Raw genomic sequence first — 15,691 nt, forward strand, 5'->3', positions numbered from 1 at the left:
GGAGGGTGAGGACTAGTCGTCCAGATGGGCGACCAGCTGCTCAGCCAGCCCCGTGTAGGAGGCGGGAGTGAGGGCGAGAAGGCGGGCCTCGACGTCGGCCGGCATCCCCAGGCCCCCGATGAACTCGCGCATCGCCTCAGGTGTGACCTTCTTACCGCGCGTCAGCTCCTTAAGACGCTCGTAGGGGTCGGCCATCCCGGTGGCACCGGCCACGGAGGCGGCGCGCATGGCCTGCTGGACGGGCTCGCCCAGCACCTCCCAGGTGGCGTCGAGGTCCTCGTCCAGGCGGCTGCGGTCCACGTCCAGACCGGCCAGGCCGCGGCGGATGTTGTCCAGCGCAAGCAGGGAGTGGCCGAAGGCGACTCCGATGTTGCGCTGGGTGGTGGAGTCGGTGAGGTCGCGCTGAAGACGGGAGGTCACCAGGGTCGCCGCCAGGGTGTCCAGCAGCGAGCAGGAGATCTCCAGGTTCGCCTCGCCGTTCTCGAAGCGGATGGGGTTGACCTTGTGCGGCATCGTTGACGAGCCCGTCGAGCCCTGGGCGCTGAGCCTCTGGTGGAAGTAGCCCAGTGAGATGTAGGTCCACACGTCAGTGGCCAGGTTGTGGGTGATCCGGTTGAAGCGGGCGATATCGGAGTAGAGCTCGGCCTGCCAGTCGTGGGACTCGATCTGCGTGGTCAGGGGGTTCCAGGTCAGGCCCAGGTCCTCGACGAAGCTGCGTGAGACAGCCTCCCAGTGCGCGCCGGGCACGGAGACCACGTGCGCACCATAGGTGCCGGTAGCGCCGTTGATCTTGCCCAGGTACTCGGTGGCCTCGATGCGGCGGACCTGACGGGACAGGCGCCAGGCGAGGACGGCCATCTCCTTGCCGAGCGTGGTCGGTGTCGCGGCCTGGCCGTGGGTGCGCGAGAGCATGGCGGCGTCGGCGTTGTCGCGGGCCAGGGCAGTGAGGTCGGCGACCAGCCCGCGCGCGGCCGGCAGCCAGACGTTCTGAACGGCGTCGCGGATGGTAAGTGCGTAGGACAGGTTGTTGATGTCCTCAGAGGTGCAGAAGATGTGGACGATCTCGTGGACGGTGGGCAGGACGGTGTCCTCACCCAGCGTGGCGGGGGCGGCGTCCAGACGACGCTTGAGCAGGTACTCCACAGCCTTGACGTCGTGGCGGGTCACTGCCTCGATCTCTGCCAGCTCGGTGATCTCCTCGGCACCGAAGGAGGCGACGACGTTGCGCAGGTAGGCCTTCTCGGCCTCGGACAGGACCGGGGCGCCGGGAAGGACGTGGCCGTCAGTGAGGTGGATGAGCCACTCGACCTCCACCTGGAGACGTGCCCGGTTGAGCGCGGCCTCGGACAGGTAGTTGGTCAGGGGGGCAGTGACCGAGCGGTAGCGGCCGTCGAGCGGACCGAGGGCGATGGGTGGGGCGAGCGAGGACAGATCGACCATAGGGCTGATTGTGCCAGGCCTGGGCAGTGTCAGCCTGACAGCCGACGCGCGTAGGTGGTGTACCGACTTCCCTGACCTCCTTCGACCATGACGTACCTCTCCTGTGTGAGCGGAGCCAGTGCATAGGAGACCTGGCGCCTGGTCAGGCCGGTTGCCTGTGCGAGCTCAGAGAGGGAGCACGGTCCTCGTCCGAGAGCGGCCCCGACCGGAGCAGTGTTTCGGCCAAGGGAGCGGATGATCTCTGACACGTCCTGTCTTGCTGTGGCAGGTGCTGGCGGGAGCGCTGTTCGTGGCAAGAGAGCGGTGAAGCGGACACCCGTGTCCTGGAAACGGACAGGTTCGAGATCAGCCTGTGCCAGTGCCTTTCTCACTGCACGGATCCCGGTGCCCAGACCCTCGATGACCCTGCGCCCCTCCTGGTCCGAGACGTCCGCCGGATTACTGGTTCGGGCGCTGCCTTCGCCTCAGAGCATCGGGTCCCAGTGTGGCAGCAGAGTCACCTCACCGGTGAGTGCTGCGGTGATCTCCTGCGGCAGGCCGGCGACGGGGACAACTGCCTCGTAGACGTACTCGTCGAACCAGGAGTCGTTCATGGTCCAGAAGCCCTTCTCCCCGAGCTTGTCACCCCAGGAGTTCTCCACGCGCCAGCGGCGCGGGACGCCGTCGACCAGGTCAACGCCGGTCAGGCACATGGCGTGGGTAAGCATGGACTCGCGGCTGACCAGGCGCTCAGCCTTGGTCATGCTCAGGTCGACGCCGTACAGGCCCTCGTAGTCGTGCAGAGCGGCGTCCCAGGTCCCGGTCTCCTTGTCCCGCTGCTTGGCGACGTCGCAGGCGAACCACACCGGGGTGCCCGCCTGGATCGTGGTGATGCACGCAGCCTTGATCTCATCGATGGTGGCGGTGACGTGCTCCTGGGTGGCCTCGCCGATCATGAGGTCCGTGCGCTCGATACCGTAGCGGTGATGGAGCCTGGTCTGCGGGCGTGGGTCATGGGCCAGGACCACGAAGTCCATGACGCCAGCCGCGTAACGGGATCCGAACTCCTGCGGAGTCATCTCGCCGACGCGGTGGAAGACCTTGTCCTTGTCCCGGTACTGCCACACGAAGCGCTCGGGCGGGGTGCCCAGGTGGATCGACAGCACGCGGTGCACGTCAGCCATGACGGACTGGTGGATGGCCTCGGTGTCCTCTCCCGCCGCCACCGCCGCCCGCAGACGCAGGCCCCCGCGGCGCAGGACCGTGGCCAGGGAGCCGTTCATGGCGTCCGAGGAGGTGGCGGAAAAGGAGTCCGGCATGGCGTAGTGCGGCACCGCACCGTACTTGGCCACCAGGCGTGCCAGCTCAGGCCAGTAGCCGCCGTCCCCGATAGGAGCCTCGAAGGAGGCGGTGACCTCACGGTCCATAAGGTCCGCTCCGGCCCGGGCGTCGGTGACAGCGTGGGCGAGGAAGGTGTTGGCCTTCTCCAGCTTGTCGTGGAAGTAGACGAAGGACTGGCTGAACTCGAAGGACTCCAGGTTCAGCTCCTTGATCACCGCGGCGCGCAGCACGTTGAGCCCGGCGAAGGCCCAGCAGCGGCCGGAGTGCTTCTGGTCCGTGACCGAGGCGTCCGGGATGAGGTCCGAGACCGAGGAATCGATGGAGGTCAGGACCTCGCGGTCCAGGCTCAGCCTCTCCACGTCCGTGGTGGCGACGGCGTTGCCGACCACGCGGGCGGCACGGTCTGATCGGAAGGCGGCGTTGCGCGCGGCGACCCAGGCGGGGCTGACAGGTGTGCTCATGGAGCCAGGTTAGACCTGGCCTGTGACACGAGCCGGCGTCGTTGGTCAGTACTCCTCGCGGGGGCCGAGAAGGCCCACGATAACGGCTGAGGCGATCGAGACGATGACGGAGCCCAGGACCGCGGAACCGAAACCCGCCACGTGCAGACCCAGCGGTGTGCCGGAGCTGACGACGTCGGCGACCCAGTCCGTCACGTGGGAGGTCAGGACGAGCATGAGGCCGTTGACCACCAGGGCGAAGAGCCCGAAGGTGACAATGTAGAGGGGGAAGGCGACGAATCGCGCCACCGGCTTGACCACGGAGTTGACCAGCGCGAGAACCAGACCGACGACGAGGAAGTTGACCACGGCCGTGCCGGTAGAGGGCGAGCCGGGGACGCTCAGGCCCCCGACGACAGCCACCGCCAGCCACAGGCCGGCTGCGTTTCCCAGGGTGCGTGCGACGAGCTCCATAAGGACAGTGTCCCATCGGCGCCTTGGAGCTCCCTGGGGAGCGTGCCGGCGGCGTCGTTACGCTCCTGAAGGTGGCTTGGTGGCTGCGTCAGGCAGGTGTGAGACTGAGGCTATGAACGAGCTCGCGCCCGAGGACGGCTCTTCCCGGGCTCATCCGGCAGGTGGGGAGGTCGAGGTCCCGCAGTGGGTTAACGACCTGGTGCCGGTGGCTGAACGCGCACGTCCCGTCCTCCTGGGCGAGCTGGTCTACCTGGTGATGGCTCTCGTCCTGCTCGCCCTCATCTGGGACGCTGACCCGCTCAGGCTCGGTCTCCCGCAGGTCGTGCTCCTGGCGCTGGTGGGATATGCCTACGCGCTGCGTCGCGGCAGTGCCCGCCGTGAGCTGGGAGGAGAGAAGGACGAGACGTCGGCCCGGCTTCGAGCGGGCGCCTACACCACCATGCTCGTGCTCGTGGCGGACCTGGTGTGCAGCGCCCTGGGTCTGGCCGTGTGGGCCATGGGTGCGATCAGGGGCTCCGAGCACCCCCTCCTGGCCGGTGCGCTGGCGGCGGCTGTCGCGATGACGACGGCGGTTACCGGGGTCCTGGCCTGCGAGGCGCCGTCCGGGGCGCCGCGGTCGCTGGTGCCGGCTGCCCAGCTGGCCGGCCTGCTCGCCGTCGTCTGCCTGACGCTGGCGGTCCTGCGGTCCGCAGCCTTCAGCCCGTGGTGGTGGGTGGTGGCTCTGGCGGTCGTGGCTGACGTCCTCGGTCTCATGGCGGTGAGGTCCGGTCGGCGGCGGGACCGGGCGGACTCGCCCACCTGAGCACGCTGTCCCCGGGCTCCACAGGAACCCCTCGTGACACCCTGAGGACTGTCCGTCCACAGGCGTTGAGCAGGCAGGGGCGAGGCCGTCCTAGCGTCGAGGCATGGACCTTCTCTCGCTGTCGCTGGCCGAGGAGCGTGTCGCCAGCGCAACCGCCTTCGTCCCCTCCACGGTGCCGGCCACCTGGGCCGGGCCGGCGGCTACGGCCTGCCAGGCGAGGCTGGACGCGCTGCGACTCGTCCTGGCCGGCCTGCCGGCGCGCCTGGAGGAAGCGCGTGCGGCTGCGGCCGTCGTCGACGACCCGCTGCTCCAGTGCGTCGTGCCATGAGGTCGGTCCTGCAGGCCGGTCACCGGCACAGCGGGAGCGGTGGGGCCGTGCCTCCTCCTCCGCTGCCTGATGACACCGCCTCGCGTGAGCTGCGCTGGGCCTCTCCCTCAGGTGGGCAGGTCCGCGCCCTGGTCTTCGGCGGCGCCTTCACCGTGGACCTTGACGAGCTGGACGTCCTGGCCGAGGGGCTGACGCGCGGTGCCGACCTCCTGCGCGAGGCTCTGGCTCACCTGGGGACGGCTCTCGCCCAGGTCGAGGCCACAGGCCACCCGCTGTCCTTCTCGACGGTCCCCTGGGAGCCCGTCGACCCCTTCGTGGCCGAGCAGAGGCGTGCCCAGGCGGTCCAGGCCATCGAGTCGCTGCAATCGGGGCCCGGCTCGCTACGCGAGGCAGCCGACCTGGTCCAGGCGCTGAGCGAGGACGTCACGACCAGCGCCCAGACCTATGCCGACGCCGAGGCCGGTAGCACGCGTGACTGGACGTCCTCGATCCACGTGCTCGGCCAGGTCTCGCTCCTCCATGCGCTCGGCAGGGGCTCTGGCCTTGCAGCCGCGCTGCTCAGGCTCCTGGAGACCAGCCCGAGTCTGAGTGGGTCGGCCAGGGCGACCGTGGGCCGAGGGATCCAGGACCTCATCGATCAGCTGCCTGAGGGAGCCGTCAAGGACGGGTTGGCAGACCTCCTCATCGTCATGTCGGACGCGGAGCTGGCGCACTGGGTCCGCACCGACCTCCTGGCTGTCCTGGTCCTGGGTGGCCAGGCCGTCCGCGCTGCCACGAGCCAGGAGGCCGCGCGCCTGGAGACCTACTTGTCCCAGGCGGCCAGACGGCTGGATCCGGTCATCACCCCACGGCTTCCGCGATCGCTGCCGGTAGGGAGCCGTACCGTGCCGACGGCGAGCCTGACGCCTATGCAGCGGGTGACCGCCTACCTCGCGATCCTCTCCTCACAGGCCGGTGCTGAACGTTATGGCTCTCGCAGGGCGCTCAGGCTGACGCCGCACGGAGCAGATCCCTTCACCGTGCCGACGGCGCTGGCCGACCCTCTAGGACTGGCGACGGCGATCAGCCCTCTCGCGGTCTCCTGGCCACATGCGGGCCCCGGCCTGGCGGGCCGTGAGACGGCGGCTGACCGGGCTTCCGCGGGCGCGGCGGCCTCCGACGCCGTGGTACCGGGAAGGTGCCTGGCGCCTCTGGCGACGCCCAGCGACGTCATGCGCTACTCCGACGGGCTCAAGCAGATGGACTCCGACGAGACCACCGGAGTCATCTCGCTGGTGCGTACGGACCACGCTGACGGCACCCGTTCCTGGCTTGTCGTCGTCCCAGGAACGACCAGCTGGGGCATGGGAGGGCCTAACCCGCAGGACATGCTGACCAACCTGGAGGCAGTGGCCGGCATGCCCACGGACATGGAGAGCGTGGTCGTCAGCGCCATGCGGGCTGCTGGGGTCGGTCCGCAGGAGCCGGTGGCCCTCTACGGCCACTCCCAGGGAGCGATCACGGCTACCAACATCGCAGCGGACCCGGCGGTGGCCGAGCGCTTCACGGTGACGACGCTGCTGACGGTCGGTGGACCGGTGGCTGGTGCCGTGGTCCCGGAGACGGTGAGCACCTTGCACGTGGAGAACGGTGCCGACGCCGTTCCTGCCCTTGACGCGAGAGCCAACCCGGTGGGCCCCACACGCCTGACCGTGCGTATCGACACGACGGACTCCGGCCTAGAGGGATACCCTCACGGCTCGCTCGTCTACGCCGACGCGCTGGAGGGAATGCCGTCGGCCCCCGCGACTGACCGCTGGGTCGCTCAGCTACGCGGCATCACCGGAGCCGGGGAGGAGGGGGCAGTCACCAGTGAGCTGGTCTTCGACGTCGAGCGCCTGCCGGACCCTGAGGCGCCAGGCCGTCCGGAGGGCTGAGACAGCGGCAGGAGCCTGGGTGTTCGGGGCGGTTGGCTGGCTGCTCTCCACCCACCAGGTGACCGCTGCGGACCTGCCGGGCTCACGAGTGCGAGGATGCGTGCATGAGCGCCTCACAGCCTGCACGGCCCGGTACCTCCCCGGGTGCCGCGGCCACCCGTGTCCACGTTCGTCAGGCTGTTGCCACCCTTCCGGCCTACGTCCCGGGAGCGCGCCCAGGCAGCGAGCAGGTCGCCAAGCTCTCCTCCAACGAGCTGCCCTATCCCGTTCAGGACTCAGTGCTCCGGGCCCTGACCCAGGCGGTTGGTGCTGCCAACCGCTACCCCGAGATGACGGGGGACTCTCTCATGGCTGCGCTGGCGCGCCGTTACGACGTCGATCCCGCCCAGGTCGTGGTCGGCAACGGCTCGGTGGCGCTCATCCAGCACCTCCTGGACACCGTGTGCGACGAGGGGGACGACGTCGTCCTGCCGTGGCGCTCCTTCGAGGCCTACCCCATCTGTATCGCCGTGGCCGGGGCACGCGCGGTCAAGGTGCCGCTGACCCTGGACGGGCGTCATGACGTCCACGCCATGATCAAGGCAGTCACTGAGCGGACTCGCGTGGTCATGGCCTGCACTCCCAACAACCCCACCGGCCCGGCCCTCACGCGCGAGGAGCTGCGCACCCTGCTTGACGGCGTGCCCTCGGGCGTCCTGGTCCTCGTGGACGAGGCCTACCTCGACTTCGTCACCGACCCTGCGGTAGGCGACGCGATGGAGCTGTTGGGCGCTTGTCCGAACCTGGTGGTCTCGCGGACCTTCTCCAAGGCGCACGCGCTGGCTGGCATGCGCGTGGGCTACCTCGTGGCGCAGGCGGAGGTCGCGAGTGCGGTGCGCAGCGTGGCCACGCCCTTCGGTGTCAGCCTCCCGGCCCAGGCCGCGGCGATCGCCGCCCTGGAGCCGAAGGCGCTGGTCGAGACAGCCCGGCGCGCAGGCCTGGTGGCCGCTGAGCGTGACCGGGTGGTGGACGCGCTGCGGGAGCAGGGGTGGAACGTCCCTGATGCTCAGGGCAACTTCTTCTGGCTGGGCGTCGGGGAGGGGACGTCGCGGCTCGCCGAGCACTTCAAGGCGGCCGGCATCCTCGTACGTCCCTTCGCGGGCGAGGGCGTGCGGGTGAGCCTCGGGCTCCCTGAGGACAATGACCGGGTCCTGGCGGCGGCCCGCACCTGGGACGGTCCGCGCGGCTGAGCCCTCCCGCCCGAGCCGGGTCCTCGATCGGTAGCGGGATCAGGGGGTCAGCTGGCGACCGTGACCAGGAAGGCCAGGCAGAAGACCAGCTCGACGACCCCCATCGTCCCCGGCCGCAGACCCTTGTGCGTCCGCCGCACCAGGCTCCACTGCCAGCACACCATGGCAAAGGACCTCACGGCGAGCAGCACCCACAGCGCTGCGTGGGCCCACGGCAGGTACCCGGCGCCAGCGCCGATGAGCGTGAGCGCCGCGACCCCGGTGTGCCAGGCCACCGTGCCGGCCAGCAGGCGGTTGTTGAAGCGCTCGCGGATCATAGCCTTGATATACGGCACGGTGCCGCAGAAGTAGGCGGCCGTCAGCGCCGTGACCACCCACATCCAGCCCCAGCCCACAAGCTCGCCGTTGGGGCTGGAACCGGGCAGCGGTGACGATGTGGCGCCGGTCCCGAGGAAACCGCCCGCGCCGCCGACGGCCAGCGAGTACGTGACCGCAGCCATGACGCTGGCGGCCGCTGTCGTCGCCAGCCCGGACAGGAGTGAGCGCTCCCGTCCTGCCCACACCTCCCACAGCGCGATCGCGAACAGTGGTGCCAGGGGGACGGCAAACTGCAGCAGGTAGGGAGCGGTGGCCAGCGTGATGAGTCCGAGCAGCGCCGTCGCCCCGGTATAGGCCGTGAGAGGGAGGAGGATAAGCGCCCGCTTGCGGGGCGAGCGTGTGCGCAGCCACTGGGACCAGGCCCAGTAGGTGAGGTAGGCCCCCCACCAGGCCGGCAGGAACAGGAGGTTCTTCCAGCTCACGCCACCGACCACCCAGCCCACCAGGGGCGGGAGGACCAGCATGGACCAGGCGCCGTGCTGGTTGGGGATCCAGGCCCGGCGACCGGGCTGACGACGGATCCGCTCCTGACGCTCTTTGGCGGCCTCGACCCGTTCGCGCACGGGGGTGGGCTCAGCTGCCCCGCGAGGCCGGCCGGTGGCCAGCATGATGTCGTCCTCGGGGCCGGGGCGCGACTGGTGGGAGGGGATCGGTGAGGGACGTCGGTCTGCTGCCCCACTGCCCTCACTGGTCGCCGACGACGGAGAGGCGGCCTGGGTGGGACCCTGAGCCTCCGTCGGGTTGCCGACCAGGACCTCGTCCACCGCTCCCGCGCCAGCCTCGTTCGGTGCAGGGGCGGTGGCACCGTCGTACTCGTGAGGCTTGGAGGGACGCTGCTGAGTCATGGAATTACCCTAACCGGGCCTGCGTGAGCACTTGGTGAGCGGAGGTCGGCCGCACCGTCTTGCGTCGCTTTCGCCCCTGAACAGTCGATTACCGTGCTGGGCGCATGGGAATCGACTGTTCAGGGGCGAAAGCGACGGGACGCCAACCGCGCCTGGGCTCAGCTGACGTACCGGGCTCAGTCAGCTAGCGCCGCGGCGACAACCTTCTTGGCCTCCTCCTGGACCTGGGCTAGGTGCTCAGCGCCCTTGAAGGACTCGGCGTAGATCTTGTACACGTCCTCGGTGCCGGAGGGGCGCGCGGCGAACCAGGCGTTCTGCGTGGTCACCTTCAGCCCGCCGATGGGCGCGTTGTTGCCGGGTGCCCGCACCAGGCGGTCCACGATGGGCTCGCCAGCCAGCTCGGTGGCCGTGACGTCCTCAGGGGACAGGGCGGCCAGCTTCGCCTTCTCAGCCTTGGTGGCTGCGGCGTCGATACGGGCGTAGGCCGAGGCGCCGAAGCGTGACACCTGCTCCTCGTGCAGCTGCGAGGGCGTCTTGCCGGTGACGGCGATGATCTCGCTGGCCAGCAGCGCCAGGATGATGCCGTCCTTGTCCGTGGACCACACGGTGCCGTCCTTGCGCAGGAAGGAGGCGCCTGCGCTCTCCTCGCCACCGAAGCCGACCGAGCCGTCGATGAGGCCGGGAACGAAGTGCTTGAACCCCACCGGGACCTCGACCAGCGCCCGCCCCGTGGCTGCCACGACACGGTCGATGAGGCTGGAGGAGACCAGGGTCTTGCCCACGGCAGCAGCGGCAGGCCACTGGGGGCGGTGGGTGAAGAGGTACTCGATGGCCACGGCTAGGTAGTGGTTGGGGTTCATCAGGCCGTCGGGGGTGACGATGCCGTGGCGGTCGGAGTCCGCGTCGTTGCCGGTGGCGACGTCGTAGGGCGTCTTGCCGTCAGCGTCCGGCGTCATGACGGCGCGCAGGGAGGCCATGGCGTTGGGGGAGGAGCAGTCCATGCGGATCTTGCCGTCCCAGTCCAGGGTCATGAAGCTCCACGCAGGGTCCACGGTGGGGTTGACCACCGTCAGGTCCAGGCCGTAGCGCTCAGCGATAGCGCCCCAGTAGTCCACGGAGGCGCCGCCCAGCGGGTCTGCCCCGATCCGGACCCCGGCCTCACGGATCGCCTCGACGTCGATGACGTTCTCCAGGTCCGCGACGTAGGACTCCAGGTAGTCGTGCTTGATGACGTAGTTGGAGTCCAGCGCCTCGGCGATGGGGAGACGCGTGACACGGTCCCAGCCGTCAGCGAGCAGCTCGTTGGCCCGGGTCGCGATCCAGCTGGTCGCGTCAGAGTCGGCAGGTCCGCCGTGCGGGGGGTTGTACTTGAAGCCGCCGTCACGAGGCGGGTTGTGCGAGGGGGTGACGACGATGCCGTCGGCCAGGCCTGGACCGCTGGTGCGCACACCGGACTCGGTGCCGGCTCCGTTGGCCAGCAGGATGGAGTGGGAGACGGCCGGGGTCGGGGTGTAGGCGCCGCGGGCGTCGACGGCGGTGGTCACGCCCGCACCGGCGAGCACCTCGATCGCGGTGCGCCAGGCCGGCTCGGACAGGGCGTGGGTGTCGCGTCCGATGTAGAGCACACCGTCGGTCCCCTGGGCGCGGCGGTACTCTACGATTGCCGCCGTCGTGGCGATGATGTGGGCCTCGTTGAAGGCGGTGTCCAGGGAGGAGCCGCGGTGGCCGGAGGTGCCGAAGACGACGCGCTGCTCAGGGACAGCCGGGTCAGGGACGAGGTCGTAGTAGGCGTTGATGACCTCGTCGACGTCGATCAGGTCCTCGGGACGTGCAGGTTGTCCAGCTCGTGCGTGCATGGCTCCGAGTCTGTCACGCTGGCTCGTCGCTGTCCGCCGATCATCCCGAAAGGTGGACGACGCCGACTCAGCCCATGGAGGAAAACGCGCGGGCCTGCCGGACGGCAGGGACGATACTGGCGGTGGCACATCTGGTCAGGGTCTGGCGTGGAGCGATGGCGGGGCGTCGTACGGCACTCCAGCCAGGGCGCACATCTATCGTGGTGCTCTCACAGTAACGAGGCGGTGCGCTGGTGCCGCCCGCCAGGAAGGACTGCCCATGAGCGCAACCGCCATCTCCACGCCCAAGGCGCCGGCTGCCGTCGGCCCCTACTCCCAGGCGGTCTCGGCCGGAGAGGGCGCCGGCTCCACCGTCTACGTCTCCGGCCAGATCCCGCTGGATCCTGCCACCGGAACGCTTGTGGACGGGGACGTCCAGGCTCAGGCTGAGCGCGTGCTCACCAGCATCGGTGAGATCCTCTCGGCCGCAGGGCTGGGCTACGAGCACGTCGTCAAGACCACCGTGCTGCTGGCTGACATCAACGACTTTGTCCCGGTCAACGAGGTCTACGCCCGCTTCTTCACCGGACCGGTGCTGCCGGCACGCGCGGCCTTCCAGGTCGCAGCCTTGCCCAAGGGAGCTAGCGTCGAGATCGAGGCGATCGCCGTCCGCCCCTGACGGAGCCTGCGGCCCCGTCGCGTCGGCCTAGTCCGGTGCGGTGGGGCCGCTACCCTGACGCCATGTCGAAGAAGAAGCGCCAGGCGCGCAAGGCCGCCGACGCGGCGCCGAAGAAGCAGAAGATCGCCTACGTCGCCCGTCCCTTCGAGGGGCTGCCCGGCGAGGAGGACCTCGTCGCCATGATGCAGATCCTCCCGGCGGCAACCGCCACCGTGAGGCTCAATGAGGCCCACGGCGGCCGCACGGTCCAGCTGGTCACCCTCCTGCCCGAGCTGGCTCAGGCGCTCAAGCGTGCTGACGGTGAGGTCCTCGTCGCGCTGCAGACGACCCTCCACTCGGGCGACGCCAGCCGCGACGTGGCTGCCGCTCTCCTGGAGGCCCTGGACCTGGAGGAGGGGCACGGGCTGGCCGTCAACGGGCTGCCCGAGCCGGGTGAGCGTCTGCAGGATGTCCTGGACCTGGAGGTCGCCCCGCAGGTCAGCGTGCGCGAGACCTTTGACTTCTGGCTCGACGCCGAGGCCGCCAAGGACCCGCAGGCCCAGCGTCAGCTGGAGGAGGCCAAGGGTGAGATCGCCGAGGCCAAGGCGGTGCCGGGTGTGGAGCACGCCTACTGGTTCCGCATGGGTGGCAAGGAGTTCGTGCGCTGGGTGCGTGGGGAGGATGAGGACGACTTCTTCAACGCCTTCGCCCGCGTGCACGCCGCGCGTCAGTCTGACCTGGAGGAGGGAGCCCGCTTCATCGGTGCCTTCCGGGCCTGCGGCCTGGCCATCCCCGTGTGGGAGCTCGTGCCCGGGACCGAGGCTGAGGAGCTGACCGGTCCGATGCAGGCGATGGCCACGCGCCTGGAGGAGGCGCTGGCCGCCGAGGGGCCGCTGGACTCCGCGGCCCGCCGTGCCAAGGCCGGCATCATCTCCCGTCAGGTCAATCTCTGACCTCTGTACCTCTTCGGTGCGTGGCGCCGTCGCGTGCGCTGATCCTGTGCATGCGACGGCGTCGTCGTCTGCGCGACAGCATCGTCGCTGACCGGGGCGCGCCTTCGCCCTGGCGGCGTGCATCCCACCTGTAGGAGCGTGTTTACCTTGTGAAGGCGTGCCCTACGACGTCTCCACGCACGTTCTCATTCGCGGAGCACGCCGCCTGCAGGTGGAAGCACGCCGTCATGACATGGAGGTACGCCTCCAGACCAAGCCCGCACCCACCTCGCACGACCTGCCTCACACGTGATGAGGCGCAGGGGCCTCACCTGCCATGAGACGTGACAGGTGCCCACAGGTACGGTGGAGCCATGAAGGCACAGCGCGTCACGGACTCGATCTCCTACCACGGCGAGGGACCGGTGTGGTGGCCGGCCACGGGACGGCTGCGCTTTGTGGACATGCTGGCCGGCAGCGTCATCGAGCTGGACGAGGCCGCCGAGGGCGGCTACCGCCGTCTGGAGGTGCCCTCGAAGGTGGCCAGCGTCATCCGTCCGCGTACGGGCGGGGGTGCGATTGTGGCCACGGAGCGGGGTATCGCCGTCGGGCGCGCCGAGGACCTGAGCGACCTGACGCAGGCCGTTGAGCTGTACTCAGACCCGACTATCCGCACGAACGAGGGCAGCTGCGACCCGGACGGGCGCTTCTGGATCGGGACCATGTCCTACGAGCGCGTCGAAGGAGCCGCGGAGGTCTACCGCTGGGACGGCGCCAGCGAGCCGGTGCGCGCCTGGGGCGGGGCCACGATCGCCAACGGCCTGGGCTTCAGTCCGGACGGCTCGCGGGGCTACTGGATCGACACCCCCACCGGGCGGGTCACCGTTTGTGACTACGACGCCGCAGCCGGCCTGGTCGAGCCACGCACCTTCGTGGAGATCCCGCCTGAGCAGGGGCACCCGGACGGGCTGACCGTGGACTGTGAGGGCGGGGTGTGGGTGGCCATGCACCGCGGCGGCGCCGTGCGACGGTTCGATGAGGACGGTCGTCTCAGCGAGGTGGTCGAGGTGCCGGTGTCGAAGGTGACAGCCTGCGCCTTCGGCGGGGAGGACCTGGGGACGCTGTTCATCACGACCTCGCGCGAGAACCTGCCCGACGACGTCGAGCCGGCCTCCGGCAGCGTCTACGCCGTGGAGCCCGGGGTGCGAGGCCTGGAGCCGCTGGCGTTCAGGGGGTGACGAGGCGGGAGCCGTTCTCGTCACGGTCGGTCCGTGGCAGGGGGGTCTGGCTCAGAAGGGTGCCGACTCTGGCGGCGGCCTCGGCGACGTCGTCGTGCTCCCACACGTGGATGACGGTCCAGCCTAGTGCTGTCAGCTTGTCGTCAGTGTCGCGGTCGCGAGCCTGGTTCCTGGCGATCTTCCACTGCCACCACTCGGAGTTGCGTCCGGGGACCGTGCCGTGCTCCGGGCACCCGTGCCAGAAGCAGCCGTCCACCTGGACAGCGACCTTGCGGCGGGTGAAGGCGATGTCGACCTTGCGACGTGGAAGGCCGGGAACCTTGTACTGGACCCGGTAGCGGTACCCCGCCCGCCACAGCGCCTGTCTCAGCTCTACCTCAGGGGTGGTGTCGCGGCGGGCCAGTCCGGCGTAGCGAGCGGAGGTCCGCTGGTCCTGTGGTGCGAGCCGAGGCGGCTCAGGACTGTGGAGGGGGTCGGCCCCCTCCGGCTCAGGCGCTGTCACGAGCGTGCTGGGCCAGTGCGTCGGCCACGGCGGAGTCCGGGCTGGCCGGGGCGGCATCGACCGCCTCCAGGATCCGGCGTCCCGAGGCCGTGGTCGACAGGACATCACGGTCGCGCTCGCAGTGCAGCTTCAGGACGTTCCACACGGCCCCGACGTTGACGCCGTTGCCGAGCTGCTTGTAGGTCCTGGCGTCGGGCTGGCCGGCGAAGGAGAACTCCTTCGGCAGGCCCTGGAGCGTGGCGGCCTCGTGCGGTGTGAGGCGGCGTCGACGAGGACCGATGATGCTGGTCTGCGTGATGGCGACCAGCGCCGGGACGTAGGTGGGTGCCTTAGCGCGCAGGCCGGAGGGCCGGAAGTGCATGAGGCAGTCCCACAGTGAGCCGAGGTCCTGGGCCTGCCACTCCAGCTTACGGCGCGAGGGCGGGAAGGACCGGACGCCGGAGGTGGTCAGCCAGGCCCTGATCCAGGGCTCGTTCCTCGTGTACAGCTCGGCGTTCTTGCGCAGGAAGCCCATCTTCCAGGCAGGGACGTCGTCAAGGTCTCCCGAGTCGATCTGTGCCTCGAGGTCCTCAGTGGTCTGCCAGGCGTCCACCCAGATCGGGAAGCCGGGGAGCCTGGCGCCGGGATTGTGTCGGCGGAAGCGCTGGATCCAGTCGTCCCAGGCGTCGATCCACTCGACCTCGCTGGGGGTGAGGTCGTAGCCGGTGACGTCGTCGTCGAGATAGTCCTCGATGCTCCACTCCACCGCGTCGCCGTAGTGCTGCCGTGCACGGGTGACGGGCTGAGGGTCGGCGTCACCGATGCCCTCAGGGTTGTAGGTAGCGGTGATGAACACGCGCTCGCGGACCTGGGGACGCCCGCCGATCTCAGGAGAGAGCTGGTGAGGGGAGAGGATGGCGGGTTGGTCGGCTACCCGGTAGCCCTCCTCCCGCAGGGTTCGGACGATGACCTCCCACTCGTGCCTGTGCCGGGGGCCTGCGAGGTTGCGGACGTTCTCCAGCAGCAGCACGGTCGGGTGGTGGTGGCGGACGACCTGGAGGATGTTGAAGTACAGGGTGCCGCGCGTCTCCTCCATGCCGCGCTGTGCGCCGGACTTGGAGAAGGGCTGGCACGGGAAGCCTGCGGCGAGCAGGTCGTGAGCCGGGATCCTCTCGGAGACCCCGGCCTCGCCGGCGTCCTCAGTGATGTCCCCGAGGACGTCCATGCCCCAGTTCTGCTGGTAGACGCGCGCAGCGTCCTTGTCGATCTCGACGGCGTAGGCACAGCTGCCACCCATGCCTGACAGCGCGGCGTGGAAGCCGCCGATGCCGGCGAAGAGATCGGAGTAGGTGAAGGCTGAGGGCATGGCGACAGC

14 protein-coding genes are annotated in these 15,691 nt (G+C 69.6%); 7 read left to right on the forward strand and 7 right to left on the reverse strand.

From position 1 onward, the window contains the following. Positions 1 to 12: 12 nt before the first annotated feature. The 3 genes from purB to HRL51_RS00365 all read right to left on the reverse strand — a co-directional run bounded on the left by purB (position 13) and on the right by HRL51_RS00365 (position 3,674). Positions 13 to 1,440: an adenylosuccinate lyase gene (gene purB / locus HRL51_RS00355; RefSeq protein WP_172192895.1), complete on the reverse strand. Its 1,428-nt coding sequence runs from the start codon at positions 1,438 to 1,440 to the stop codon at positions 13 to 15. Between the two features lie 464 nt (positions 1,441 to 1,904). Then, positions 1,905 to 3,221, reverse strand: a complete 1,317-nt coding sequence (locus HRL51_RS00360; RefSeq protein ID WP_172120610.1) for a C1 family peptidase — start codon at positions 3,219 to 3,221, stop codon at positions 1,905 to 1,907. A gap of 45 nt (positions 3,222 to 3,266) precedes the next feature. Next, complete coding sequence (locus HRL51_RS00365; RefSeq protein ID WP_172192893.1) at positions 3,267 to 3,674, reverse strand: phage holin family protein; 408 nt, start codon at positions 3,672 to 3,674, stop codon at positions 3,267 to 3,269. Positions 3,675 to 3,786: 112 nt separating this feature from the next. Between HRL51_RS00365 and HRL51_RS00370 the strand changes: the two genes are divergently transcribed. The 4 genes from HRL51_RS00370 (at position 3,787) to hisC (ending at position 7,949) form a co-directional block, all read left to right on the forward strand. Beyond that, the gene (locus HRL51_RS00370) at positions 3,787 to 4,476 is read left to right on the forward strand and encodes a hypothetical protein (RefSeq protein ID WP_172192891.1); all 690 of its coding nucleotides are present in this window, start codon (positions 3,787 to 3,789) and stop codon (positions 4,474 to 4,476) included. A 103-nt stretch (positions 4,477 to 4,579) separates the two neighbouring features. After that, positions 4,580 to 4,804 carry a hypothetical protein gene (locus tag HRL51_RS00375; protein WP_172120607.1) on the forward strand — a complete coding sequence of 75 codons (225 nt, stop codon included), beginning with the start codon at positions 4,580 to 4,582 and terminating at the stop codon, positions 4,802 to 4,804. A 47-nt stretch (positions 4,805 to 4,851) separates the two neighbouring features. After that, complete coding sequence (locus HRL51_RS00380) at positions 4,852 to 6,720, forward strand: hypothetical protein (protein WP_172192889.1); 1,869 nt, start codon at positions 4,852 to 4,854, stop codon at positions 6,718 to 6,720. Positions 6,721 to 6,824: 104 nt separating this feature from the next. Further along, positions 6,825 to 7,949: a histidinol-phosphate transaminase gene (hisC, locus tag HRL51_RS00385; protein WP_172192887.1), complete on the forward strand. Its 1,125-nt coding sequence runs from the start codon at positions 6,825 to 6,827 to the stop codon at positions 7,947 to 7,949. A gap of 47 nt (positions 7,950 to 7,996) precedes the next feature. Here the strand turns inward: hisC and HRL51_RS00390 are convergent, their stop codons facing one another. Further along, positions 7,997 to 9,172, reverse strand: coding sequence for a YwiC-like family protein (locus tag HRL51_RS00390; protein WP_172192885.1), 1,176 nt, complete (start codon positions 9,170 to 9,172; stop codon positions 7,997 to 7,999). A 176-nt stretch (positions 9,173 to 9,348) separates the two neighbouring features. Beyond that, a complete protein-coding gene (gene pgm / locus HRL51_RS00395) occupies positions 9,349 to 11,028 on the reverse strand; it encodes a phosphoglucomutase (alpha-D-glucose-1,6-bisphosphate-dependent) (RefSeq protein WP_172192883.1) in 1,680 nt (559 codons plus the stop codon). A gap of 259 nt (positions 11,029 to 11,287) precedes the next feature. On the opposite strand from pgm, the gene HRL51_RS00400 reads away from it, so the two are divergent. The 3 genes from HRL51_RS00400 (at position 11,288) to HRL51_RS00410 (ending at position 13,835) form a co-directional block, all read left to right on the forward strand. Next, positions 11,288 to 11,686 (forward strand): RidA family protein, encoded by a 399-nt coding sequence (locus HRL51_RS00400; protein ID WP_172192881.1) that lies wholly within the window; start codon positions 11,288 to 11,290, stop codon positions 11,684 to 11,686. A 62-nt stretch (positions 11,687 to 11,748) separates the two neighbouring features. Further along, on the forward strand, positions 11,749 to 12,618 hold the full coding sequence (locus tag HRL51_RS00405; protein WP_172120601.1) for a DUF5926 family protein: 870 nt from the start codon (positions 11,749 to 11,751) through the stop codon (positions 12,616 to 12,618). 353 nt (positions 12,619 to 12,971) lie between these two features. Next, on the forward strand, positions 12,972 to 13,835 hold the full coding sequence (locus HRL51_RS00410) for an SMP-30/gluconolactonase/LRE family protein (protein WP_172192879.1): 864 nt from the start codon (positions 12,972 to 12,974) through the stop codon (positions 13,833 to 13,835). Here HRL51_RS00410 and HRL51_RS00415 read toward each other — a convergent pair. After that, positions 13,825 to 14,337 (reverse strand): very short patch repair endonuclease, encoded by a 513-nt coding sequence (locus HRL51_RS00415; protein WP_244960191.1) that lies wholly within the window; start codon positions 14,335 to 14,337, stop codon positions 13,825 to 13,827. The genes HRL51_RS00410 and HRL51_RS00415 overlap by 11 nt on opposite strands. After that, positions 14,324 to 15,682, reverse strand: a complete 1,359-nt coding sequence (dcm, locus tag HRL51_RS00420) for a DNA (cytosine-5-)-methyltransferase (RefSeq protein WP_172192877.1) — start codon at positions 15,680 to 15,682, stop codon at positions 14,324 to 14,326. Before dcm ends, HRL51_RS00415 begins: the two co-directional genes overlap by 14 nt. Positions 15,683 to 15,691 lie beyond the last annotated feature (9 nt).

It is taken from the genome of Actinomyces faecalis (assembly GCF_013184985.2).
GTDB lineage: Bacteria > Actinomycetota > Actinomycetes > Actinomycetales > Actinomycetaceae > Actinomyces > Actinomyces faecalis.